Here is a 25,003-nt window from a genome sequence, read left to right on the forward strand (position 1 = left end):
TTTTGCCAATCATATAGCCACACAACGGCAAACTGCCGCTATGACCGAACAGGTCACAGCGGCAGTTTTTTTGCATTTAGCGGGCAAATTTGACGGGGTGACGATAACCAGCTAAAACAAAGTTATTGACTAAAACCAAACTAAATAATATCATGTCTAATTAATAGACAAACAAAACTTAATTTTGTCTAATAAAAATCTAGAGGAGTTGCAAAGATGTTTAGTAATCGATTTTTCCGTACGATCATCCTGTCCAGAGTTTTGCTCCAATTGGGTATTTGGATTAGGAACTTTGCGATCTTGCTGTATGTGACGGAAGTCACGAACAACGATCCCTCAGCCGTATCGCTTATTTCGGTGGCAGAGTTTGCGCCGATTTTTGTCTTTGCCATCATTGGCGGCACGTTTGCAGACCGCTGGAAGCCTAAACGGACGATGATCGGCTGCGATTTCTTGTCCGCTTTTTCCGTCCTCGGCGTATGGATCGCATTGCTTAGCGGCTCATGGCAAGGACTGCTGCTGACGACGCTAGTTTCGGCCGTGCTGTCGCAATTTTCCCAGCCATCAGGCATGAAGCTGTTCAAGCAGCATGTACCACAAGATCAGCTGCAAGCTATGATGGGCATGTATCAGACCATAATGGCTGTATTTATGGTTATAGGACCGCTGCTCGGTACATTTGTATATCAGCACTATGGCATTGAGGTGGCGATTACGGCTGCAGCGGCGCTGTTTTGCGGCTCAGCAGTCATATTGATGCTTCTGCCGCGCGATGCACAATCAGAGGGTACACAGCAGGCAGCGAGCTTCAGGCAAGAGCTTACGGCGGGACTTCATTATGTATGGGGCCAGCATGCCCTGCGCTCTCTGGGACTCACGTTTGCAGCAACCGGCCTCGCTTCTGGACTTACCCAGCCGCTGGCTTTGTTTATTGCTATCGATAATCTAGGACAGGATAAGTCGTTTTTACAGTATTTATTAGTGGTTAGCGGGGCGGCGATGCTAGTTGGCGGAGGTGTGGTTATGTCGATCGGGAAAAAGGCAAGTCCGCGCAAGCTGCTCCTATTCGGCTTGTCGGCAAGTGCACTGGCTACGCTGGGCACCGGATGGTCGGAGAGCATTCCGCTAACGCTCGCTTCTCTTATGGTCGGCGGCTTCTGTGTTCCGCTTATTCAGGTGGGCATTAACACCATTATTCTTCAAAATACCGATGCAGCCTTCATCGGCCGGGTAGGAGGAACGATTACGCCCATGTTTACCGGCATGATGGTCATCGGAATGTCGCTATCCGGCGTATTAATGGCAGCCTTGACGCTGCCCCTTGTTTACAGCATAAGCGCGTTCATCTTTGTTATTGCCGTCTTTACGGTAAAACTCGGGAATAGGGCAAGGCCAAGTGTTTCAAAAGCGTCAACGCAGGTTTGAAAATAGGACCTTAATCGATGAATTATGGTAAAATAAAGCGATCACACGCTTTTTTGGGGAAGGATACCGTATGCTTTATTATTTTGCAGCGCTGCTTGCCGCTGCTTTACTGCTGCTGCTGACAAATCCGAGGAGCGAGTCGAATCGCTGGGCCGCTTTTTTTCTCGGATTTGCGTCCATAGGCGGGCTGGCAGATACGCTTGCCGCAGCAGAAATGAATACGTTAGCGCATCTCGTTCAAATGATGAATCACACGTTCACGCCTTACGGCGTACTGGTATTCAGCATCGTTTATTCCGATAAAGTGGCGAACGAGAAGATGCGCCTGCTGCTTAAAGGACTGCTGCTGCTTCCTGTAGTCGGCATGCTGCTGTTCACGCCGATCACTCCAAGGCTGGAGCTGGATTACCCTATATTGCTAGCCTGGACAGCGCCTTATTATTTAGCCTCCTGCTATTTGCTGCTCGTCTCGCTATGGAGCGAGGAAAATAGCCGCCGGAAGCGCAATCGCTTTATAATTGCCCTTATTATGGTGCCGACGCTGCTGGCGGTGCTTGTTCTTATTAATGTAGCGAACGTCATTTCGCCTGCATTCGATTATTTCCGTTACATTTCGCTCTTCATCTTTTATTCGCTTACTGTAGCCGTGTTATGTACATTTGCTTATGGCGTGCTTGGCGTCAAGCTGCGGTTTGAACGCGATCAGTGGGAAAGCACTCGCAAGGCGGTCAGTTCCGGGACGACGATACTTAACCATACGATTAAGAACGAAATCGGGAAAATCGCGATCAGCACAGAAAATTTAAAAAGCGAGCTATCAGCCCAATCGCCTGAGGCAGCGGAGCAGCTGCGCATCATTGAAACGGCTTCAAGCCATATGCTTGCGATGGTGACGAGCATTCACAGCCAGACTAGAAGCATTGTGCTGCGCGAGCAGCCTGTCCGTTTGGATGAGCTGGTCGAGCGCTGCTTGCAGCAGCAGCAGGTGGAAGGAAGGCCCATTCGGCTCAAGCTGCATTCGTTATGTAGGCCAACCGTGCTGTGCGATCCGCTTCACCTGCTGGAAGCCATGAATAATCTGGTGCAAAATGCGATTGAAGCGATTCCCGAAGGAATAGCTGGAGAAATAACCGTGACGCTGAGCTCGTACAAAAAGGCGGTGCGACTCCTCGTGAGCGACACAGGCACTGGAATGAATGAGGAACAGCTGAAGCAAGCGCTGGAGCCTTTTTATAGTACGAAAAACCGCAGCCGCAACTTTGGACTGGGGCTCGCTTATGTGTATAATGTCGTACACCAAAGCGGATGGACGATCGAGCTGTCCAGCATTCTTTATGAAGGAACAGAAGTGCTGCTGCATGTTCCTGCCCGCAAAGTGATGGAAATCAAGGAGGGAATTCGATGAGCCATATACGGGTGCTGCTTGTAGAGGATGATCCCGATTGGGTGAAGGCGATGACGCTCTTCTTGAACAAGGAGGCGGATTTGCTCATAGTAGGGGCGGCTTCTACGGCGGAAGAAGCGCTTAGCCTGGCTCGAACCTTGTCGTTTGATGTCGCATTGCTTGATATTCAATTAGCTGACCATCAGCAAAATGGAATCTATACGGCCGTAGAAATGCATCGCATTCACGCCGCCAAAATCATCATGCTAACCTCAATGAGCGAGGAGGAAGTGATGACCCAGGCGTTCACGGCTGGAGCGATTAATTATATTGAAAAAACAAATTTTCGCCAACTGCCGGAAGCGATTCGCAGCGCTTATCATCATCCTGCACCGATGGAGGCGCTGCTTAAGGAATTTGCCAGGTTAAAGCGTGAGGAGCAATTAAAGGATTTAACGTCTGCCGAACGGGAAGTATTCGAGCTGATTGAGCAGGGCTATACGCAGACGCAAATCGAGCAGAAGCTGTATAAGGCGGAGAGCACGCTGAAAAATCAAGTGAACAAAATGCTCAAGAAGCTTGGCGTCCGCAGCCGCAAGGAAGCGGTGGAGAAGGTACGGCGCAAAGGGCTGACCGCCGGCATGGAGGAATACAAAGAATAACCGCATAAACGAGGGGAGGGTACTACGATTTGTAGTACCCTTTTTCGTATGCCCGCTACAAAAGTTAGCACTGAGCAAACTTCGCTTTTACTACTACAATGAAGGAAGAACGGAGGGGGCATGATGCAGGCGCCTAGAAAAAAACAACCAGGACGAGCGCTGCTGCTCGTTGACGGACAATGCCAGCTGTGCAGCAAAATCTCGCAATTCGTTATTGCACGTGATCCGGAAGCCTACTTTCGCTTCGCTGCGCTGCAATCGCCAGCAGGGCAATATGTGCTGGAAGCGTATTTGCTGCCTCCGAGCGACTTGGACACCTTCATCATGATCGAGGATGGCTGCTGCTACACAAAATCGGAAGCAGCACTGCGCGTCTTGCGGCAATTAAAGGGACTTTGGCCGCTGTTATATGGCCTAATAATCCTTCCTGCTTTACTGAGAAACGTTGTTTACGATTGGATTGCGGCTAAGCGCTATGGTTGGTTTGGACTAGTGGAGCATTGCTTGCTTCCAAACGAAGATCAGCGATTCCTTTTAATAGAAGAAAGAGAGGAGGCAGCTCCCTATGTCAAGTAAGCGAAGAGATAAGTCGATCTATGTCGAAACGACCATTCGTACCGATCTGGATACGCTTTGGAACTACACGCAAATCCCAAGCAAGCATGTACAGTGGGATATGCGCTTTACAGAAATTTTATATTTGCCCCGCCATACGGAAGAAGAAATGCAGAAATTTCATTATCAAACACGCATCGGCTTTGGACTTGCGATAGAGGGCACAGGAGCGACTCGGGCAGGGTGGATAGAAAAAGAGAAAATTCAGTCCCGCCTATCTACCCTATCCTTCAGCTCGGAGCAGAAGCTGTCGCTGATTAGCAAGGGAAGAGGCTACTGGCAATATACCGAGCAAGGAGACGACGTCATTTTTCTCACCCGCTACGATTATCAAACGCGCTTTGGAGCTGCCGGTCAAATGTTTGATCGCCTCCTATTTCGCCCGTTATTCGGCTGGGCAACCGCATGGAGCTTCGATGTGCTCAAAATATGGCTGGAGCAGCACATTCCGCCTGCGGCAACGATTCAGCGCGCACTCATTCATTATGTGAGCCTGGCGCTGCTCGCTGTTCTATGGCTTTATCAGGGCATTGTGCCCAAGCTGCTTTACCCGGAGACGGGAGAGCTTGCACAAATACACGCCTCGGGGCTATTTTCAGGCTGGGAGCAGCAGGCGCTCGTCCTTCTTGGGCTCGGTGAAGCGGCGCTGGCCATTATTTTCGTTGTATTTCATCGTTTTCCGATCCTTTATTGCTTGCAGCTGGTCCTGCTTCTGCTCTTGCCGGCCGTTGCTCTGGCGAACAGTCCAGAACTGCTGCAAGCCTCCTATAATCCGGCAACCATAACGATTCCGATGATTGGCCTATGCTTTGTAGCGTGGAGGACATGCAAGGATCTGCCCAATGCGTCGCGCTGCTTACGCAAACCTAAGGCAAAAGCTAAATAATAGAAGGGGGACATTTACGATGGCTTCGATTTATGAGCAAGTGTTAGGAGCGGACTTTGCAAAGCTGCATCCCCGCATTCAAGAGCGGTTTGGCTTTAGCAGTACGGAAGGCATTGCTTCGATTGGCGTAGGCGTCATGGAGGAAATTTGGTACAGCAAGCGGGTAGCCATCCCGCTTTATATTGGCAGCTCGCGCCATATTATGTTCCCGCAGGGAGGCAGACAGATTCCGTTTACGATTGGGAATTATGCCTATGCAGACCGATTCGGCCGGGAAACGGTAACATGGAATAGAACCTTCAAATTCCCGCAAAAAATACGAAGATTCGACGCTACGATGATTTATAGTCGAAAAAACAATAAAATTGTCGATTATTTAGGAACGAAACAGCATCTCGCTGTAGACCTCGATATTTCTGCCGTACCGGGAGGAGGCATTCGCATCCGTTCAGGCGAGCAGCGCTTCTATGAGCGATTTCTGCAGTTTCGTTTTCCGCGCCTGTTTACTGGCGAAGCCAATGTAACGGAGTGGTATGATGATGAGCAGGAGAAATTTCGAATTTCGGTGCAGGTGGACAATCCGCTGCTGGGTACGATTTTTCGTTATACGGGCTCCTTTCAGGCTTATTTCATCGATACCGGCAAGCAGCCGATTCCGCTTGATGCGAAGCCTCTGCGCGAGGAGCGCAGGGAGTAGATTCACAACTTGTTCAAAGTATGAATGCGTATTTCTCCCGCCTTGCTGGTATGATTAGGATGTGTCTGAAGATCATTTCGCCAGGAGGTAACACAGATGTCAACCCATACGATGAAAACAGCGATCGGACGGCTGCGCCTGTTCGGCATAACGGAAGGGATTTCGTTTTTGGTGCTGCTCTTTATTGCCATGCCGCTAAAGTACGGTGCAGGCATTGACGAAGCGGTTGCAATTACAGGGATGCTGCATGGCTGGCTGTTTGTCATCTATCTAATCGGCATAGCCAACGCTTTTTTCGTCAAGCAATTATCCTTCTTTCATTCTTTTTTGGCAGTTGCTGCTGCCTTTGTACCATTTGGCCCATTTCTACTGGATCGCAAGCTGCGTTAATAGAGGTAAATGCGATAAATGTCTCATTTGTACATGCAGTCTGGTGCCCCGCACTCGGGGAGCCAGACTTTTTCTTATATGCCGTGCACTTTTAGTAAAATTTTTTGAAAAACGGTGTCTTAAGCACTAGTACGATTAAACCGAGATATGCTATGTTATTTCTATGATTCATCCAACTCCCAATAGAGAACGAAGAAGTATTTTTTGGAAATACATCCAAAAGAAGAGGATTTCGCTAAATCGTGTGGAAACTTACTTAACCAGTATTTGAGACATGACGAATAAGAATCCGAGGTAAATGAATGCAAAATTCAGTATTTTTCAAAAGTGTGATAAACTCTGATTCGATCTTGGATTCTATTGGGTTGTTAGGGCAATACCTGGAGACATTGATCGGTTGCCAGCATATTTGTTTATTGCTGCCGCACGATAATGGGCGAAATAAGCTTATACCATATTCTTTCAAAATCAATCAAACGGATCTGAAGCTGCTGCAGCAAATGGCGATAGACACCGATTTATTTTCAGACATGTCCTCGGGCATGCACCTCTGTATAACGATGAGCAGCGCCAAACCTGCGATTAAACTCCTGTCCATGACAACTTTCCAATCGCTATATACCTTTCACCTAAACCGTTCTGTCTATGGCGCAATTTTATTGTGCTTCCGTTCCCCAGTTCAGTTGACAGACGAGCAGCTTCACATCTGCCAGATGGTTACAATGCAAATGGAACAGTTAATCGAGAAAATTTATTTTCGCAAACAGGTGTTGAAGCAGCAATCCTACGAAAATTTGGTCAACACATTGCGGATGAAGGATGGCTTTACGCTTAATCACTGTTATAATGTGGCCTTCTACGCATCTTTGTTGGGCGCCAAAGTAGGGGTTGATGCTGAGCAGCTGGAGCAGCTCAAAATCTCGGCACTGCTGCATGACATTGGTAAAATTGCCATACCGGATTCGATACTGCTCAAGCCTGATCGACTGACGGATGACGAATTTTCGGTCATCAAACAGCATCCTGCAATCGGTTACGAGCTGCTCAAGGATTTGCCTGATGTTCAGAAAATATTGCCTGTCGTACGCTGGCATCATGAGCGTATTGATGGCAGTGGCTATCCGGACGGACTCAGCGGGGATGATATTCCTTTGCTTGTGCGGATTGTCAGTCTGGCAGACGCCTTCGACGCCATGACTTCCACGAGAGTGTACAGGCACTCCCTGCCTGTCTTCGAGGTTCGCAGGCAGCTGGAAATCAACGTAGGCAAGCAGTTTGACGGGCGGCTTGTGCAGGCATTTCTGCAAATGCTTGATGATCATATGATTATGGACAGATTGGTTTGGGATGAGTGATTTTATAGTGAAGAAGGTTGGGGACATATATGCGCAAGAGGATTTTTATTGTCGACGATGAGCCTCACAACATCCATATACTCCGTGTTTTCTTGACATCGCTGAATTATGACATTTATGTAGCCGAGAACGGCAGGCAGGCGGTGGAAATGATTGACGCTGTTGCGCCGGACTTGATTTTACTGGATGTTATGATGCCGGATTTGTCGGGATTTGAGGTTTATAAACGCTGGCTGGACAAAGATGATTTTGATGTGCCGATCATTTTTCTGTCTGCCAATGTGCAGAAGAAGGCGATGCTGGAAGGCCTTCAGCTGGGCGCATTCGATTATTTAACCAAGCCTTATGATCTCGATTTGCTGGAGATGAAGGTGTCGATTGCCTTGCAGCAAAAAATGAAGCTGTTCAATTTGAAGAAGGATAATGAGCAGCTTGCAGAGCTGGCTTATGTGGACGCACTAACGGGGCTTTACAATCGTACATATTTGGAAGTGGTCGCTCAGCAAATTAAAGACGGAGATAAGCATTATGAGTCCGTTCTGATGATCGACATGGATAATTTTAAAACGATTAACGACACCTTCGGCCATATGATCGGCGACCAGACGCTTCGCGACATTGGAAACATCCTGTACCAGGTGCTGTCTCCTTATGTGCATGTGACTTTCCGCTATGGGGGAGATGAGTTTCTCGTTATATTGCAGGATAGCGGGGCAGCGCTCGAGGCGGCGGAAGCCATTATTGCGGCTGTTGATCAAATACAGGTCGGCCATCCTTCTCAAAAGCAGATTCAAGTTTCCGTTAGCATCGGAGTGTCATACAGCTTAGACTCTAGCACCCTTCATCAGATGATATCGCAAGCGGACTCTGCATTGTTAGGCTCAAAACGAGGCGGCAGGCACCAAATAACGGTGAAGTAATCTACGATGAATGGATGATGTGAAGTGATGGAATTAAAGAGCTTCAAGAAGCTTTTCCATATGACCAAGATTATTAACTCGCAATATGAGCAGTCCGAAATTTTACAAGTGTTTGTTGATGCAATAGCGAGCGAGATTACCCAGGCCGACCTTGTTGGCTTTTTTCTCAAGCAGCCGGATGGAACGTACAAGGGCTATAAAGGCAATAAAATGCCTGTCGATATAACAGAGCTAATCATTGATCCATTGAAGGACGCTTTCGTTCACGATATTATGGAGAATCGTACGATTGGCTACATTCCCGATACGAGCAAAGACAATCGCATTGACGATACGAAAAAAAATCTGCTGAGCATCAAGTCGATTCTCGGGATTCCGGTTATTGTCGATGATAAAATATTCGGCCTTGTGTTCGTTCATGACTTTGGCAAGCCTATGAATTTAACGCAGGAGCAAATGGATGTAACGGAAGCGTTCGTCAATATGGCCAGCGTGGCGATCCGCAATTTGCAAATGTTCGAGCAGTCGCAGGAGCTGCTGGAGAAGCAGCAATTGCTGCTTGATGCAACGAAGTCGCTGTCCAAATCGCTGTCCGTGCGCGAAGTTTTGAAAACCTGCTTTTATTATATGCAGCGTGCCAGCGGCTCCGATGATGTTGCCATTCATCTGTTCAATGAGAAGGATCGGACAGTCGAGCCTTTCCATCTCTCTTCTCTGAATGTGAAGGAGGAGGACTGGCGCGGGAAGCATCGTGATGTAATCAAGCTGAACATCGACAGCGACAAGCTGTTTTACGAAGTCATTATGCACAAGAAGGCGATTTTCATTCCGGATGTTTTTGCGGACGAGCGTCCTAATCATAAAGCGTGTGAAATGTTTGGTATTAAAAGCTTGCTCGCGATTCCGCTTGTTGCCAAGGGCAGCGTATTCGGCATTATTGCTATTCCGTCAATTCATAAACCTACAGCATATGAGGAAGGCAAAATAGAGTTTTGCCATTCCATTGCTGATGTAACGGCAACGGCTTTGTCTAATGCTCTGCATACCGAGCATTTGGATCAGGCGGTGAGCGAGCGCTCGATGGAGCTGCAGCAGGCGAACTTCAAGCTGGAGGGGCTTGTCAAGGAACTCGAATACTTAAACGAACTAAAAAATGATTTCATTGCAACGCTGTCGCATGAATTGAGAACGCCAATCACTGCAATCAAGGGCACCGTCGATATTTTGGGCAAAGGGCTGCTTGGTCAATTAAACGATGCGCAGCATGATTTGCTTGATACGGCGGGCAGATCCATTGAACGTTTATTAAATCAGGTAAACGAGCTGCTTGATTTTGCCAAGATGGAAAATGGGAAATTTGAGCTCAGCTACAAGGTTGCCGATTTCAATGATTTAATTCATGAGGCTGCACGGATCGTCCAGTCGCTGGTCAATAAGAAGAAAATCAACCTGGAAATAGAAATCGAAGAGACGGCCGACATGATTATTCAGGCCGATCGGGAACGCATTTTGCAAATATTGCTGAATTTGTTGTCCAATTCGGTGAAATTTACGCCGCAGCAAGGCCAAATTACGATCCGTGCTTCTTCTGACGATGAACATTTGAAGCTGGAAGTATGCGACAATGGTATCGGCATACCGCTTGAGAAGCAAAAAAATATTTTCACGAAATTTTACCAGGTTAACAATCAAATTAATGGCACGGGGCTGGGGCTTGCTATCTCCAAGCAGCTGATCGAACTGCATGGCGGTCAAATCTGGTTTGAAAGTAATGAAGGAGCAGGCTCCATATTTACGTTTATGCTGCCAAAAAGGGGGCGGAGATAATGCGTGCTATCGAAGCGGGTCTGCGCTTTTTGATCAAGCAGGGGGTTAAATATATATTTGGCATTCCTGCGGGTTCGATTAATGCCCTTTACGATTGTTTATATGATTTGCCAGAGCTGCAGGCGGTAGTCGCCAAGCATGAGACAAGCTCGGGCTATATGGCGGCAGCTTATACGCGAATCACCGGAATCCCGGCAGTTTGCGTGGGCTCCAGCGGCCCGGGAGCGACTAATTTGGTGACACCAGCAGCGAGCGCATGGAAAGAGAAGCTGCCCGTCATCTTCCTCACTGGCTCGGTACCATCGACGAAGCTGGGCAAAGGAGGCGCACAGGAGCTCGGAGCTGATCCGATTTTTGCGCCTGTCACAAAGCTCAGCCGAATGGTAACGAATGCGGAGGAGCTGCCAGCGGCTATTGCCGAGGCGTATTGGACGGCGATTAGCGGGGTTCCGGGACCCGTGCACCTGTCAATCCCTATCGACCTGCAAATGGCTGATATAGGCGAAATGGTACTGCCTCAGCTGCCATTAATACAAGAGCAGATGGAACCGGTAAATAAAGTGCTCATCAACGCGGCCTTGCAAGCCGTGCTGCAAGTTGGCGAGCGGGGAGCAATCTTGCTCGGACATGGAGCGAAAAGCGCCCCGGCGGAAGTGCTCGAATTTGCGGAGCGGGCAGGCTGGATGGTCGCCACGACGCCGCGGGGCAAAGGAGCGTTCCCTGAGAACCATCCGCAATCGCTTGGTGTGTACGGACTGGCCGGCAATGATAAAGCGGTTGAATTTCTAAACAGCGATGGCCATAAGCTTCTTCTGGTGCTGGGGTCAAGCCTCGGCGAGCTTGCAACCTGCAATTGGGAAGCACGGCTGGCCGCAGGCAAGCAGCTTATTCATGTTGATTATGATGAGCGGGAGCTTGGACGCTGCTATGAAGCGGACATTGCGCTGCATGGTGAAATTGCAGATGTATTGCGCGAACTGAGCGCAGGGCTTGCCCACGCCGGAAGCGGTTTGACCGCAGAGAGAAAAATGCTGCTGGAGCAGCTGCATCTTGCACGGTTAGAGGCGGCGGCGGATGCTTCGGCGATGGAGACGTGGAATACACGTACAGCGATCCGTCTGCTTGGGGCAAACGCTCCGGAGCAAACCCGCTTTTACATCGATATCGGCGAATTCATGACCTATTCGATTCAAAATTTGCTTATTCGTGAGCAGCAGCAATTCGATATTAATATTAATTTTGGCGGTATGGGTTCAGGCATAGCGGGCTCGCTAGGTGCGAAGTTTGCAGAGCCTGATCGTCCCGTGCTTTGCATTACGGGGGACGGCTGCTTTTTCATGCATGGCCTTGAAGTAATGACGGCGAAAGAATACGGTTTGCCCATCGTTTTCGTAGTCATTAACAATGCTCGACTGGGCATGGTATACCATGGTCATATGCTGCAATACGAGCGCTGTCTCAGCGATTTCTCGCAGCAGCGCGTCAGCATTGCAGCAGTCGCACAGTCGCTTGGCATCCGCCATGTGCAAGTCGAATCCACAGAGCAGCTTCAAGCCGAGCACGTGCAGCAGTGGTTTGCTGAAGGCAAAAGTGGACCTATCGTCGTAGAAATTATTGTGGATGGCAATGAAATTCCGCCAATGGGCGAACGAGTGAAGTTTTTGCAAGGCGCGACGTATTAAGGCTCAAACAGGAAATTGGTCAATCTGAAAATAAAAACGCTAAGCCATCGGACGATGAGGGCTTAGCGTTTTTTATTGTGGACTAGGGGTGTGTATTCAAACCGGAGTCAGCCTGCAACACCTTGCTCAAAGCTTATTCGCTGCTGGAGAACCGATGCCAAACTCATCTGGTGACTCATAACTTAGAGTTGAGAACCGAAGCATGCGATTGTTACTGAAAACACGATTGCTTAGAGCACACAGCTGCTTAGGGCCGCTCCCCTTTTTTGGCGGACTGAGGTTCCGCTATTCTGGATTTTTGCCCGCTTTCAGGCCGTAAGCGGACAGGAAAGCCTTAATCCCCCTCATTATCCCATCAAAAAGGTCATTTACAGCACAATAGTGGCTCCTGAGTCCGCAGCCTGTGCCTTAACTCATGATTCTGTTGAAATAGAGGCTGCTGTGTCCGCCAAATCTATCTTTGTTCAGGGTATATTCACTAGCAGAGGCCAAACGTTTGACGCTAAATTTGATCACGATCTGGCTTGCTTACGTTTGCATACACGCCCTAGCTAAATTTTAAACTTTTTCACTTCTTCAAAGAGTGCATTGGCATGCTGGGTCAACTCATTTGATCGCTCAGAAATGTTCGAAATAAATTCAAACTGCTCCTGCGTCGAGGAAGCAACTTCTTCCGTCGAAGCTGCGCTTTGCTGCGACATGGCAGCTACACTGGCTATGACCTCCGAAATTTTGCCGGCATTATCGTCCAGCTCCATCGTCGAGACAGAGACGGCTCGAATTTGGCTGCCAATACCGTCAATGGATTGTTGAATTCGCTCGAACGAATCCCGCGTCTCATTTACCGCTGCTACTTGTTGCTCCACAAAACCTTCCGCATGCGACACCTCGCTTACACTCTGACGGCTAGCCGCCTGAATTTCATCCAGCAGCACAATGATGTCGCCAGCGGAGCCAGTAGACTGCTCAGCAAGCTTCCTGACCTCGTCTGCCACGACTGCAAACCCTCGTCCGTTCTCGCCAGCCCGCTCTGCTTCAATAGCCGCATTTAAGGCAAGTAAATTCGTTTGGGAGGCGATGCCGCGAATAATACCGACAATAACTTCAATTTTTTGCGATTTATCTACAAGCAGGGCGATAGACTTGCCAACGCGATCAATCGACTGGCGGTTGTCTGCTGCAAGCTTCACCTGATGAGCCACGGCCTGCAGGCCTGCATTCATTGCGCTTCCTGCTTCATTTATCATCGCAACGGATTGTTCCACACTGTGGCTGATGCCGCGGGCAGATTCGCTCATTTCAGACAGCCGCTCGGAGCCTGCATAGACGGAATCGGCCTGCGAGCTTGAGCCTTTCGCCAGCTCTTCCGTTGCCAAGGCAATTTGCTCAGATATCCTGCGCGTATTATTCGTATGCTCGTCCATTTCAAGGGAGACGCTGTGAACTTGGCTCGCAGACTCGGCAACCTGCTTGAGCAGGACACCTAATTTATCTGACATGTGATTAAAGGCTGTGCCCAGCTCAGCAAATTCATCCTTGCCTTTTAAAGTCACCCTCCCGGTAAAATCGCCTTCCGACATTTGCTGGGACGTTGCCCGCAGCCTTTGCAGCGGTTTGACGAAGCGCGTGGCTATAAAGTAAGATGCCGCCAAGACGATAAGCAATGTAGCAAAAATAATGACAATATATTGATTACGAAGCTTGTAATAATCGGCAAAAGCAACCTTTTCTGAAATGACGGAGCCTACAATCCAGCCGGTACTAGGTATTTGGTTGTAGTAAAGCAAATAGGTTTCACCTTCAAAGCTGAAGGTCTGCTGGCCCATTTCATTAGCTTGCATGCCTGCAAGAAACGGCTTCAGCTCCGCATTTTCCACAGCAGATGTATTGACCTGCTGTTCATCAGGATGTGCTAAAATCATGCCCTTCTTATCCAGCAGAAAAGCATAGCCAAGATCATCCAAATTAATTTTTTCTACCGTTTCCGTAATAGTCGAAAGCAGCAGGTCGCCTGCAACGATGCCTTGGATGCCGCCATTTTTACCGCTTACCGGCATAGCAATCGATACGGCGAATTGTTTGGTCATCGTATCCTGATACGGATCAGTAAAGATGAGCTTGTTCGCTTGTTTGGCCTCTATATACCATGGACGCTGGCGAGAGTCGTAGCCAGTATTCGGCGACCAAACAGCGCCATTCATGAATGTTCCGTCCGATTCGCTGCCAAAGTAAAAGTCAGACATGTTTTCTTTGTTCGTACCGAGATTCATAATTGAAAAATAATTTTCAGTGAGTTCGCCTTCGGGAATGCCTTCCTGAATTGCAAAACCGAGCGTTTCTACTACTTTTGCATTGCTGCTCAGCCAGCTGTCAAGTTGGTTGGCAGCGGAAGCCATTGCTCCATCGAGCTTGGCATCTACCCCGCGGGCAGCCTGCTTCTCAATTTGATAAAGCCCCACCGCAACTAATGGGGTGGCAGCAAAAAGGACTGTTATCGCAAACATTAACATTAATTTCATTTTGAGTTTCATTCAGTCACCTCTATTGAATTGGTAAATTTGTGAATTTGTTACTTAAGGACTATATCGTCAAAGCATGCAATAATATTAATACTAATTTTGCAATAAAATAAATTTTCATTAAAAATCTAATGAAAAATCCGTGTAATAGGATGCTTGATCCATTATTGGAATACTTAAGGTAACCACTTTCTGAAAGCAGGGTCATATTGACCACAGCTGCCGCATACATATAAAGTGGGAGCGAAGTTTCAAGTCACTTGCAGAGGAGAAGCCGGAACGAAGGAGCATTTTGAACAGCAATGGAGGTATGAAAATGAGCGCTGAGCTACTCATTCAATTACTCGTGCTTGTCATCATGATCATCGGGCTGGCGAACAAATCGGGAAAGTCCTGAATGCAAAATGCATAAGGAGGACGGAAAGCCGGAGCATGCGAACGTGCTGCTCCGGCTTTTTGACGTGTTTATTAGCAAGCGGGCATGGGCAGCGGGGAAGACTTGCTTTTCTAACCGAAAGGTTATATACTTACAATTATAAAGTTACAATATAACTCGAAAGGGTGTTTATAATGAACGTAAAAGGAATCCACCATCTATCTGCCATGACAGGCAGCGTATCCTTAAACTATAGCTTCTACACGCAAGTGCTTGGCATGAGACTGATTAAGAAGACGGTAAATCAGGACGATACCTCGGCTTACCATCTCTTTTATGGCGATGAGAGAGGCAATCCGGGTACGGAATTGACGTTTTTTGATTTCCCCGGCATTGGCAGCAATCGTCCAGGCGTTAGCAGCATCTCCGGTACATCGCTGCGTGTAGCAAGCGACAAGGCGCTGGAATATTGGCTTGAGCGTTTTGACCAGCACGAGGTTAAACATTCGGAAATTACGCCATTTGCCGGTCGCAGCGTCATCTTTTTTGAAGATCCAGAAGGGCAGCAGCTTGCTCTTGTCTCGGATGAAACGAACAGCGGGGTTGCAGCCGGAACACCTTGGGATCGAAGCCCTGTGCCGGTAGAATACGGAATTACCGGTCTTGGTCCTGTAAAACTGACCGTCCGCAAGCCTGATTCAACTGTTGACGCACTTAAGCTGCTGGGCTTTGAAGAAACAGGCCGCGTTCCTGCTCTCGTCGAAGGACAGGACGATATTATTATTATGCAGGCTCATGAGGGTGGCTCTGGCTCTGAAATACAGGTAGAGCCGCGCAGCGATTTATCCGTTGCTGGCCTTGGCAAAGGCGGTGTTCACCATGTTGCCTTCCGCATAGAGGATAAGGAAGAACTAATGGCGTGGATCGACGTGCTGAATAAGGCGGGCTTGCAAAACTCCGGCTTTGTGGAGCGCTACTACTTCCGTTCGTTATATTTCCGCGAACCGAATGGCATTTTGTTCGAATTGGCTACAGACGGTCCAGGCTTTGTAACCGACGAGCCTTTCGAGACGCTTGGTGAATCGCTTGCGCTTCCTCCGTTTCTGGAACCGCGCCGCGAAGCAATCGAAGCACGGTTGAAACCGATTGATACGACGCTAAAGTAATAAGGCATAAGGCCTACTGAAATGAGGCTTGCTGAGTTGTCATTGTTCTCCAAATTCTTTTATACTAATGTGTAAAGCGAATGGAATGGGGGAAAAGCATTGAAGCTGACTGAAAATGCGGTACTGATCGTTGACGAAGAAGATGTTTCCGGAATGTATTGTTATCGTGATCGTGACGCTATAGATTTCGTTGATGGCTTTAAATTTGAAGTGAAGCTTCAGGACATTGTCGTTAAGCCAGGAAGCATTGCCTCTGTGCAGTTTCCAGAAGATTTGTACAATGAACCCGAAGAGATTAAGCAGGCTGTATATACGGCGATTAAGGAATTAGAACAAGAAAATGGGTAAATACTTGCCCAAAAGCTAATAAACACGCAACCCATTTATTAGGTTGGATGGAGCATTCGGAAGCTCTTCCGGATGCTCTATTTTATTTTGCGTTTAAATATAGGATCACCAGCAAAACGCAGAACTTGCCAAGTTAGTTGCCATTCCAGTTCTACAAGATGTCAATTTTACAGGGCTTAGGTCTGGGAAAAAACTAGACTCGTAATAGCGGGGGCTATTTGTCATATGGAGATAAGAAAATATTCTATTTTTTGTAACCATGTAGAAAATGAAGGATATTTATGGTAAAGTTCCTATAAGGTCCTTTTTGAATGCGCTTCCATATCATCGCATCTGTATAGGACAACCTATTAAAAAGGAGGAATTGAAGTGACAAAGAAACGCTGGTCAAAAGCTTTTTTAATGTGCTTGGCATTTACTTTGCTGCTTGGGGGGATAAGCTTGGGGCAGGGGGAGCAGGCTAGCGCAGCGGACAATTATAAATTTGATTTCGGCAATGGTGGTGTGGCCTCTGGCTACATTGGCGTCTCCGCTACGCTCGGCTATTTGGCTTCGACCGGTTATGGCTTCAACACACCAGCCAATATGCAAAATGTAAGCGCTTCCGGTACGGGTGTAGGCAGTGATGCAGTACGATTCCTGACATTCGGTACGAAGAGTACAAATACATTTAATGTAGATTTGTCGAACGGCCTGTACGAAGTGAAGGTTATGCTCGGCAATACGTCGAGAGCGAGTGTGGCCGCAGAAGGCGTTTATCAAATTATGAATATGACAGGCAATAATGCGACGGACTCTTTTCAAATTCCAATTACCGATGGTCAGCTTAATATTTTGGTAACGGAAGGCAAGGCGGGTACTGTTTTTACGCTTAGCTCGCTGGAAATTACGAAAATCTCGAACAATCCGGTAACGAACCGGACGATTTATATTGGCGGCGACTCCACGGTCGCGAATTACTATCCACTGGCAAGCAGCGTACAGGGCGGCTGGGGGCAAATGCTGGAGCAATATGTAAACGGCAGCACGTTCAAGGTGCGGAATATGGCGACAGGCGGGCAATTCGCGCGAGGGTTCCGGGATGATGGACAGCTGGAAGCGATTTTAAAATATATTAAACCGGGCGATTATTTCATTCTCCAGTTCGGCATAAACGATACGAATGCGAAAAATGAAACGACCGAAGCGCAGTTCAAGGAAATTATGCGCGATATGGTTACTCAGGTCAAGGCGAAGGGAGCGACCGTTGTCCTTTCCACGCCGCAAGGCCGAGCTACTGATTTTAATGCGAGCAATGTTCACAGCTCAACGGGAAGATGGTACAGAGCCGCGACAATGGCGCTGGCTGCCGAGGAAAATGTGACGCTCGTTGATCTCAATGTGCTGAGCTCGGCCTATTTCACCTCCATTGGCCCTGCAGCGACTTTGAACCTATACATGAGTGGCGATTCGCTGCATCCAAACTACGCAGGTGCCCAGAAGCTCGCCCAGCTTGTGAAAAACAATCTAAGCAGCCAAGGCTTGAGCGGTTTTTAAGAAAATAGCCGGTGTGCAGCGAGAAATTCGCGGCATGCCGGCTATTTTTCATTTAAAATATAGGAAAGTATATGATTTTTCTATTCTTTCTCTATATTCCACCCTCGAAACGGTAGCTTTGCCGCCAAAGGTCGGCGAAAGCCGTTTACGCTTGTTTTCTCCTGCATAGAGATTTGATATACTACTCAGACAGGAGGCTGAAAAATGGAAAATACTTATGTTGTTGAGCAAGCAGGGATAGAGCAGTTGGATGAAGCGGCTATGTTATTTGATTTGTACCGTATGTTTTATGGACAAGCCCCGGATGTGCAGGGAGCGCGCCGCTTTTTATTCAATCGCTTTGAGCAGCGGGATTCGGTCATCTTTATGGCCAAGCATTCCGGGAGTGGGGAGGCAGCCGGCTTTACCCAGTTGTATCCTGTATTCTCCTCGATATCAATGCAGCGTTCCTATATTTTAAACGATCTATACGTTTTGGAATCCCACAGAAAGCAAGGCGTAGCCCAATTGCTGCTGGACCAGGCAAGAAGCTATGCCAGCCTGCTGCAAGCGAAAGGCATTGAGCTGTCTACCGCTGTTATGAATGTGCAGGCTCAGCGGCTGTATGAACGCAATGGCTATACACAAGATGCAGAGTATAAGCATTATTATTTAACGTTATAAACTAATTAGTTAATGCCATGAATTATTTATACAGATTCGCCAAGCAGCTTGTTTTTGCCTTATTTAGGCTTGAGGCACTAGCACAGCCGCTCTGGCGGATTTTTTAATATAAGAATGTATAAGTTTCACCCTTATAATCGCCTTATATTACACCCTCGAAACGGTCGCTTCGCCGCCCTCTGGCGGCGACAGCCGTTTACGCTTGCTGCCCAGCAGATTAGTGCCGACAACCCCCGCAATAATGAACAGCGAACCGATGACATGATACATCGTCAGCTCTTCCCCGAGGAAAAGGGCACCGCCCGCCATAGATACGATCGTCGATAAATTGGTAAACACGCTCATTTTCGAAGCTTCGATCCGTCCCAAAATGTAATTGGACGTCAGAGAAGTGATGAGCGAGGAAATAACGCCCAAATAGAAGATGGATAGCAGGAATGATCCGCTGCGCAGCGGCGTAAGGAAGCTGTCCATCGTCCCTGCAGTCGTGTGCTGCACCAATGATATAGAGAGAAACACGCCAAAACCAATTCCAAGCATTAAATACGTAAGTTCAGCTGGGCTAAAATGCTTGGAAAGCGAGCGTGCAAGCACGCTATAGCCGGCAAACGCGAAGCAGGTCAGAAACAGCAGGGAAATGCCAAGCATATTGGATAAGTCGATGCTGCTGCCCTTCATCATGAAAATGAACACAACGCCAAATACCGAGAGGAAAATCGATAGCTTTTGCAGCAAGGACGTCCTTTCTTTCAGAAAGATGGAGGCGATGATCATCGTCACAACGGGCGTAAAGGCATATAAAATGCCGCCTTCAGCGGAACTTGCATGCAGCAGGCCAAAAGCCTGAAGGGTGAAAAAGCCGAGCGGATACATCGCTGCGAGCAGCAGCGCTTTAAAAAGGGGCTTGCCGCGATAATTCAGCTTAATCATGCCCAGTGCTACAGGGATTGTCATGATGAGAAACGAAAATGCAAAACGGAACGTGAGCGTATCTAGCGGCTGGGCGCTTCCGAGCGACAGCTTGGCGAATAAAAAGGAGAATCCGATAATGACGGCATTTAATACAGCGAATATATAGGCGAGCTTAATACTTTTATCTTTCATAGGTATGACTTCCTTCCTAAGGTTAAGCGAGGTCGTGTTCGCGAACGGCTCATCTGTTAATTTAAAGATAAACCATTCGGCAGTGCCGCACGATAGCTGATTTCGCGAACTGTATCAATACAGTTGGGAGATATACGGTATAATCATGGGAGAAGGAAGACAGCTAGAGCAGTAACAGGAGCAGGGAGGGACAGCATGAAAAAGTATTTTGCGATTTTGTCCGACATGGAAGGGAAAATTCGCGACGGGCATTACCGTCCAGGCAGCAAGCTGCTGTCTGTTCGCAAAGCTGCGGAGCAGTACGGATGCAGCACAAATACGATTACCCGTGCGTATGCAGAGCTGGAGAAGCGCCATGCGATTTATTCTATCCCGCAGAGCGGCTATTATGTGGTGGACAAGGATGGCGGCGGAAGCGGGAAAAATGAAGTCGACATTCAAAGAGAGGGCATCGATTTTTCATCGGCATCGCCGGATTTGTTTGTGTTTCCGTATTTGGATTTTCAGCATTGCTTGAATAAAGCCATTGATACGTACAAATATCATTTGTTTACGTATGGCGATCCTCAAGGAATGGCCGAGCTTCGCGAAACGCTCGTTCGCCATTTGGCTAATGATCAGGTGTTTGCGAAAACCGAGCGGATTTTCGTGACGTCAGGCGCTCAGCAGGCGCTGGAAATATTGGCGAAAATGCCTTTCCCAAACGGCAAGCAAACCATTCTCGTCGAACAGCCGACTTATAATCTTTATTTGCGATTTCTGGAAATCGAGCAGCTGCCGACAGCGGTCATTGCCCGCACCACGTCTGGGATCAGCTTGCAGGAGCTGGAGCGGTTATTTCGCGACGAGGATATTAAATTTTTTTACACGATGTCGCGTTATCATAATCCGCTGGGCACCTCCTACACAACCGAGGAACGGAAAGCAATTGCTGCCTTGGCGAAAAAATACGATGTCTACATTGTCGAGGACGACTATATGGCAGATCTAGGGGTGGAACGGGGGTTTGATCCGATTTATAGCTATGATTTGACGGAGCATGTCGTTTATTTGAAAAGCTTCTCGAAAATCATTTTTCCCGGCTTGCGCCTTGGGGCTGCTGTATTGCCGGAACAGCTCATTGAAACGTTTTACCGCCATAAAAAATACGGAGATACGTCATTCCTCTCCCAAGCGGCATTGGACATTTATATTAAAAATGGGATGTATGAACGCCATAAGCGCGCCATAAGCAGCCTGTACACCTCGCGAATGCTGTTGCTGAACGAAGCGCTCGATCGGCATAATGGAGCAGGGCTTATTCAAGCTTCTGGAGTGAGTTCGGGCATCTACACCCAATATAAACTGCCTATTACCGTCAATATGGAACAACTCATGGAACGGCTATCAGCAAAGCATATTCGGACTGTCGACGGGAAAGGCTTTTATTTGCTAGGGTATCTGGAGCGGGAGAAGTTTTTGCGAATCAGCATCTCCCGGGCCAGTGAAGGGCAAATCGATGAGGGCATAACGGCTATTGTGGAGGAAGTAAAGCGGGCTAATCATTTTTATTAACACGAATGAGCTATATTCCTCTATTCATAATAGAGCGGAGCAAGCTTAACACCTTGAATAAAGACGGGATCATGAAAGGGAAAAAGCATGCTCCCAGGCTGTTTGGCCAGCTCATTCAGCCTGCGGATGGAGGCGAGCGCCGCCTCGTCGCCACCGCTTGCTGAGCCCGGCAGCTGTTCCTGCTCAAAGTTTTCGAGGAAATCGCCAGCATCGAACGTGAGCACGAGCCTTGTCCCGCTTGGCAGCGTTGCGACAGCAGATTGATGGCCCGGCGTATGTCCGGGTGTTGAAATGATTTGCAGGCCAGGCACCAGCTCGGCGTCGCCATCGAGAAGCTGCCAATCGATATCTGGAAAGTCATAATCCTCCGTAATATTGCCCAAGAAGGGCGGCGTCTCCGTGGCGAAAATATACTCTGCGCGTTGAACGTACACTTTGGCATGCCGGAAAAGCTTCAAATAACCAGTATGATCGGCTTCCATATGAGAAAGAAACACGCGGGTAACATCGGCTGGCTGAACACCAATGGCGTTCAACTGATCCAGAAGCGAGTGGGCGGGACGGACGACAGGAAGGGCGCTCCAGCCGCGGCTCGTATAAAATTGCTTCGCGAGCTCGGGATCGCGGAGCCTCGATTCATCTAAGCCTGTATCCATTAAAATCCATCCTGTATCGGTATCAACCAAATAACAGCATATCGGCTCTGCAATCATAATGCGGCTATCGCCGCCTCGCAGCGACAACGACTTGGGCACCATTTCATATCCTACTAGCAGGACATAGAAGCGTTTAATTGATGTCATTAAAGATCCTCCTTTTTCATCGGTCAGGCATGAAGCAAATCTACAATTTCCCGTTTTAATTGAATGAAGGGCTCTGAATCTCGGAGCGCTTTATTTTGGTGCATAGCAGCCGGAATTTCAATTTCGCGGACGATGCGCCCCGGGCGGCTTTTCATCACATATAGACGCTCAGATAGAAAGATGGCCTCATCAATATCATGCGTAATAAACAAAATAGTGGCGTGCTCATACTTCTGAATGTTCATGAGCAGCTCCTGCATATCGCTGCGTGTCTGGGCGTCCAGAGCGGCAAAAGGCTCATCCATTAGCAGCATTTCCGGAGAATTGGCTAATGCTCTGGCGATGGCGACGCGCTGCTTCATTCCGCCCGACAGCTGCTTCGGATAAGCATCAGCAAATTTCGTCAAGCCGACCAGCTCCAAATATTTATCCGACACTTCGCGCCGCTGCAGCTTGGGAGTTCCTTTCAGCTCCAAGCCAAATTCAATATTGTCGCGTACGGTGAGCCAAGGAAACAGCGTATAGGATTGGAAAACAACGCCGCGGTCTGCGCCAGGCCCGGTTATTCGCCTGCCCGCTATGGAGGCGCTGCCGGAGCTTGCTTCCTCAAGGCCCGCAAGCACCCGGAGCATCGTTGATTTGCCACAGCCGGACGGGCCAACGAGCGTCACGAATTCATTTTCTAAAATATGTGCCGAAACTTGATCCAGCGCAGTAAAGCTGCCGGATTTGGTTGTGTAGGTTTTGGACAGGCTGTCGATGATAATTTTGCTGGATCTGGCTGCTTGGCTTGCGCTGGCTGTATGCGGCTCCGTTTGCAAGGGGAAAGTATTCATCTTAGCGACCTCCTTCTGCCCATGGAAATAGCTTCTTGTTGAGTAAAGCAAACAAACGATCAATGATGAGTCCGAGCATGCCGATAACGAGTATGCCCATGAAAATCATATCCGTCTGCAAATAGCGCTGCGCTCTAATAATCATGAATCCTAGCCCGGAGCTGGCGGCAAATAGTTCGGATGCGATGAGGTAAGACCATGCCCATCCCATTATAAGGCGCATCGTATTCATAAGCTCCGGCAGCAGTGCAGGGAGGAGCACCTTGCGAAGCACCTGCAGCTTATTGGCGCCAAGCGTATAGGAGGCCTGCAGCAAATCATTGGATACTGCGCGGGCATTGTCGGCAACCATCAGCAGCATTTGAAAGAAGCAGCCTACGAAAATGACCATAATTTTTGCGGGCTCCCCAAGCCCAATCCAAACAATAATGAGTGGAATAAAGGCAGTGGCGGGCATATAACGAATGAATTCGGTAAGCGGTACAAGCACAGCTTCAGCAAATTTAAACGTACCTGCCAAAATGCCGAGTGGAATAGCAAGAAGGCAGGTGAACAAATACCCCATGAGCACCCGGTAGGAGCTAATGCCGACGTAGCTCCAGAAATCAGCGCTCTGGACGCTGCTCCAAAAGGTTTTGCCGACTGTGCCAGGCGTTGGCAGAAAGGTCGGATCGACCAGCTGAGAGTAGCTTAATAAACTCCACACCACAAACACGGCGGCGAAGGTACCGACAACAGTAGCCAAATAAGCTTTACGGCTCATCTCCCCACGGATTTTAAAAAGGTTGGATAAGGTGTCCATCAACGTTATTCCTCCTGCTTATGCGAACAGGCGGCAGGCGGATTCGTCCGACTGCTGTCCATTCGCATCGATATTTTACATAGCTAGCTGTTTATTTAAACAGGAAAGGATTAATGGCACCGCTTGTGTCAAGCGACTCGGTCAATATTTTTTGTTCGATAAAAAATTGTACGAATTCAGACATTTGCTTCTCCCAAGCTGTCTGATCCTCCATGAGCATTTTTTGGGAATCCGCAAGTGTAGCTAAATCAAGCGTTGCTGCTGTACTTTTAACAGCCTCGAGGTCCATACCAAGCTCATCGCCAACAAGCTGCTTGCCTTCGTCTCCATTGTTGAACAACGCAAGGCCTTCATCAAAGGCTTCCGCCATTTTTCTCAGCTCATTTGGATATTGGTCAATGATGCTTTTCTTGGTTACGAGAGTATCGACAATGAGATCAGGTGCATCAGCTGTGGAGTAGAGCAGATGTCCATTTTTTTCTACCGCCTGAGATAGGTAGGGCTCCCATGTTACCGCTGCGTCAACTTGTCCGGACATGAAGGTCGAGCCGGCAAGGTTGTTGTCCATATTTACAATTTTGACATCCGATTCTTGCAATCCAACCGTATCCAAGGCGTGGAGCAGCAGAAAGTGGGCGAGAGAGCCAATGGATACGGCTACGCTTTTGCCTTTAAGCTCGGCCAAAGAAATAACGGACTGACTGGCAATAATGCCGTCTGCACCTTTGGATTTGTCGACGACCGCAATAATTTGGATCGGGTCATCAGCCTTTTCCTTCGATTTCATCTGCACGACAGCATCGAGCGACTGCACGACTACATCCAGTTTGCCTGACATAAAGGCATCCTTTGTGCTGCCTTCCATTTTTACAAATTCGACGTTAACGCCTTTCTCCGCAAAAAGGTTTTTGGCTTGGGCGATGATCGCCCCTGCAGAGCCGATCCAGGGACTATAGCCGAAACGAATCGTTTTGGAGCCGCCTTCGCTGTTGTTACCCGCGGTTTGTGCGCCGGATGGGGAAGCTGTAAGAGCGGGGGATTGGCTAGGTGTGTTATTGCTTCCGCATCCAGCAATGAGGAGCATTACGGAGAAGAGAAGTGACAGCGTTGTAAACATATGCTTTTTTGTCATGGGTGATTCCTCCAAGTGTTCGTTATCGGCTTGCTTATCCAATCGTTCTAAAAGACTGAAGCACAGGCACCTCCCTAATAAAAATAAAAACCCGGGAGATTATTTATGAAATAATCTCCCGGGTTTTTATCCCTCCGTGTCACTGACGCATTAAGGTAGCGGCAGCGGTTTACTCTCGGACCTGACCCAAATTGGCGGAACCCTAGTAAACTGTAAAACCGTTATTCAGTTAATGTAATGTATACTAACATTTAAAAGTTGATTTTGACAAGAGTTTTTATGAAATATTAAATTTATTTAAGAGAATAACCAATTAGTTAA

General features: G+C 48.2%; 22 protein-coding genes and 1 riboswitch. Of the genes, 16 read left to right on the forward strand and 6 right to left on the reverse strand.

Annotated features, from left to right (window positions below):
- Positions 1-216 precede the first annotated feature (216 nt).
- From AC50X8_RS07400 to AC50X8_RS07450, 11 genes are all read left to right on the forward strand, one after another.
- Positions 217-1,425: an MFS transporter gene (locus AC50X8_RS07400; protein ID WP_494860237.1), complete on the forward strand. Its 1,209-nt coding sequence runs from the start codon at positions 217-219 to the stop codon at positions 1,423-1,425.
- 70 nt (positions 1,426-1,495) lie between these two features.
- Positions 1,496-2,830: a sensor histidine kinase gene (locus tag AC50X8_RS07405; protein WP_494879175.1), complete on the forward strand. Its 1,335-nt coding sequence runs from the start codon at positions 1,496-1,498 to the stop codon at positions 2,828-2,830.
- Positions 2,827-3,471 (forward strand): response regulator transcription factor, encoded by a 645-nt coding sequence (locus tag AC50X8_RS07410; RefSeq protein WP_056040520.1) that lies wholly within the window; start codon positions 2,827-2,829, stop codon positions 3,469-3,471. The genes AC50X8_RS07405 and AC50X8_RS07410 overlap by 4 nt, the downstream gene beginning before the upstream one ends.
- A 123-nt stretch (positions 3,472-3,594) precedes the next feature.
- The gene (locus tag AC50X8_RS07415) at positions 3,595-4,047 is read left to right on the forward strand and encodes a thiol-disulfide oxidoreductase DCC family protein (protein WP_494879176.1); all 453 of its coding nucleotides are present in this window, start codon (positions 3,595-3,597) and stop codon (positions 4,045-4,047) included.
- A complete protein-coding gene (locus AC50X8_RS07420) occupies positions 4,037-4,972 on the forward strand; it encodes a DoxX-like family protein (protein WP_494879177.1) in 936 nt (311 codons plus the stop codon). Before AC50X8_RS07415 ends, AC50X8_RS07420 begins: the two co-directional genes overlap by 11 nt.
- Before the next feature lie 19 nt (positions 4,973-4,991).
- Positions 4,992-5,669, forward strand: coding sequence for a DUF4166 domain-containing protein (locus tag AC50X8_RS07425; protein ID WP_494879178.1), 678 nt, complete (start codon positions 4,992-4,994; stop codon positions 5,667-5,669).
- A gap of 96 nt (positions 5,670-5,765) precedes the next feature.
- Positions 5,766-6,059, forward strand: a complete 294-nt coding sequence (locus tag AC50X8_RS07430; RefSeq protein ID WP_056040512.1) for a DUF3817 domain-containing protein — start codon at positions 5,766-5,768, stop codon at positions 6,057-6,059.
- A 560-nt stretch (positions 6,060-6,619) separates the two neighbouring features.
- The gene (locus AC50X8_RS07435) at positions 6,620-7,414 is read left to right on the forward strand and encodes an HD-GYP domain-containing protein (RefSeq protein ID WP_494879179.1); all 795 of its coding nucleotides are present in this window, start codon (positions 6,620-6,622) and stop codon (positions 7,412-7,414) included.
- Positions 7,415-7,443: 29 nt separating this feature from the next.
- On the forward strand, positions 7,444-8,334 hold the full coding sequence (locus AC50X8_RS07440) for a GGDEF domain-containing response regulator (protein ID WP_494860250.1): 891 nt from the start codon (positions 7,444-7,446) through the stop codon (positions 8,332-8,334).
- A gap of 60 nt (positions 8,335-8,394) precedes the next feature.
- Complete coding sequence (locus AC50X8_RS07445; RefSeq protein ID WP_162241932.1) at positions 8,395-10,161, forward strand: sensor histidine kinase; 1,767 nt, start codon at positions 8,395-8,397, stop codon at positions 10,159-10,161.
- Entirely contained in the window at positions 10,161-11,843 is a 1,683-nt protein-coding gene (locus AC50X8_RS07450; protein WP_494879180.1) for a thiamine pyrophosphate-binding protein, read from the forward strand. The genes AC50X8_RS07445 and AC50X8_RS07450 overlap by 1 nt, the downstream gene beginning before the upstream one ends.
- 551 nt (positions 11,844-12,394) lie before the next feature.
- Here the strand turns inward: AC50X8_RS07450 and AC50X8_RS07455 are convergent.
- Positions 12,395-14,362, reverse strand: a complete 1,968-nt coding sequence (locus tag AC50X8_RS07455; RefSeq protein WP_494879181.1) for a methyl-accepting chemotaxis protein — start codon at positions 14,360-14,362, stop codon at positions 12,395-12,397.
- Positions 14,363-14,932: 570 nt separating this feature from the next.
- Here AC50X8_RS07455 and AC50X8_RS07460 point away from each other — a divergent pair.
- From AC50X8_RS07460 to AC50X8_RS07475, 4 genes are all read left to right on the forward strand, one after another.
- On the forward strand, positions 14,933-15,904 hold the full coding sequence (locus AC50X8_RS07460) for a ring-cleaving dioxygenase (RefSeq protein WP_494879182.1): 972 nt from the start codon (positions 14,933-14,935) through the stop codon (positions 15,902-15,904).
- 99 nt (positions 15,905-16,003) lie between these two features.
- Positions 16,004-16,252, forward strand: a complete 249-nt coding sequence (locus tag AC50X8_RS07465; protein ID WP_494860260.1) for a hypothetical protein — start codon at positions 16,004-16,006, stop codon at positions 16,250-16,252.
- 402 nt (positions 16,253-16,654) lie between these two features.
- Complete coding sequence (locus tag AC50X8_RS07470; RefSeq protein WP_494860710.1) at positions 16,655-17,788, forward strand: rhamnogalacturonan acetylesterase; 1,134 nt, start codon at positions 16,655-16,657, stop codon at positions 17,786-17,788.
- Between the two features lie 204 nt (positions 17,789-17,992).
- Positions 17,993-18,451: a GNAT family N-acetyltransferase gene (locus AC50X8_RS07475; protein ID WP_056040494.1), complete on the forward strand. Its 459-nt coding sequence runs from the start codon at positions 17,993-17,995 to the stop codon at positions 18,449-18,451.
- A 147-nt stretch (positions 18,452-18,598) separates the two neighbouring features.
- Here the strand turns inward: AC50X8_RS07475 and AC50X8_RS07480 are convergent, their stop codons facing one another.
- Positions 18,599-19,555: a DMT family transporter gene (locus AC50X8_RS07480; protein WP_056040493.1), complete on the reverse strand. Its 957-nt coding sequence runs from the start codon at positions 19,553-19,555 to the stop codon at positions 18,599-18,601.
- A gap of 195 nt (positions 19,556-19,750) precedes the next feature.
- Here AC50X8_RS07480 and AC50X8_RS07485 point away from each other — a divergent pair, with 195 nt between their 5' ends.
- Entirely contained in the window at positions 19,751-21,109 is a 1,359-nt protein-coding gene (locus AC50X8_RS07485; protein WP_494879183.1) for an aminotransferase-like domain-containing protein, read from the forward strand.
- A gap of 20 nt (positions 21,110-21,129) precedes the next feature.
- Here AC50X8_RS07485 and AC50X8_RS07490 read toward each other — a convergent pair whose 3' ends face one another.
- The 4 genes from AC50X8_RS07490 to AC50X8_RS07505 all read right to left on the reverse strand — a co-directional run bounded on the left by AC50X8_RS07490 (position 21,130) and on the right by AC50X8_RS07505 (position 24,682).
- The gene (locus tag AC50X8_RS07490; protein ID WP_494879184.1) at positions 21,130-21,912 is read right to left on the reverse strand and encodes an N-acyl homoserine lactonase family protein; all 783 of its coding nucleotides are present in this window, start codon (positions 21,910-21,912) and stop codon (positions 21,130-21,132) included.
- A 23-nt stretch (positions 21,913-21,935) separates the two neighbouring features.
- Positions 21,936-22,748, reverse strand: a complete 813-nt coding sequence (locus AC50X8_RS07495; RefSeq protein ID WP_494879185.1) for an ABC transporter ATP-binding protein — start codon at positions 22,746-22,748, stop codon at positions 21,936-21,938.
- 1 nt (position 22,749) lies between these two features.
- Complete coding sequence (locus tag AC50X8_RS07500; RefSeq protein ID WP_056040484.1) at positions 22,750-23,550, reverse strand: ABC transporter permease; 801 nt, start codon at positions 23,548-23,550, stop codon at positions 22,750-22,752.
- Positions 23,551-23,641: 91 nt separating this feature from the next.
- The gene (locus AC50X8_RS07505) at positions 23,642-24,682 is read right to left on the reverse strand and encodes an ABC transporter substrate-binding protein (RefSeq protein WP_494879186.1); all 1,041 of its coding nucleotides are present in this window, start codon (positions 24,680-24,682) and stop codon (positions 23,642-23,644) included.
- A 113-nt stretch (positions 24,683-24,795) separates the two neighbouring features.
- Positions 24,796-24,899: riboswitch (guanidine-I (ykkC/yxkD leader) on the reverse strand.
- Positions 24,900-25,003 lie beyond the last annotated feature (104 nt).

The sequence above is a fragment of the Paenibacillus sp. JT22N15 genome (genome assembly GCF_059383755.1).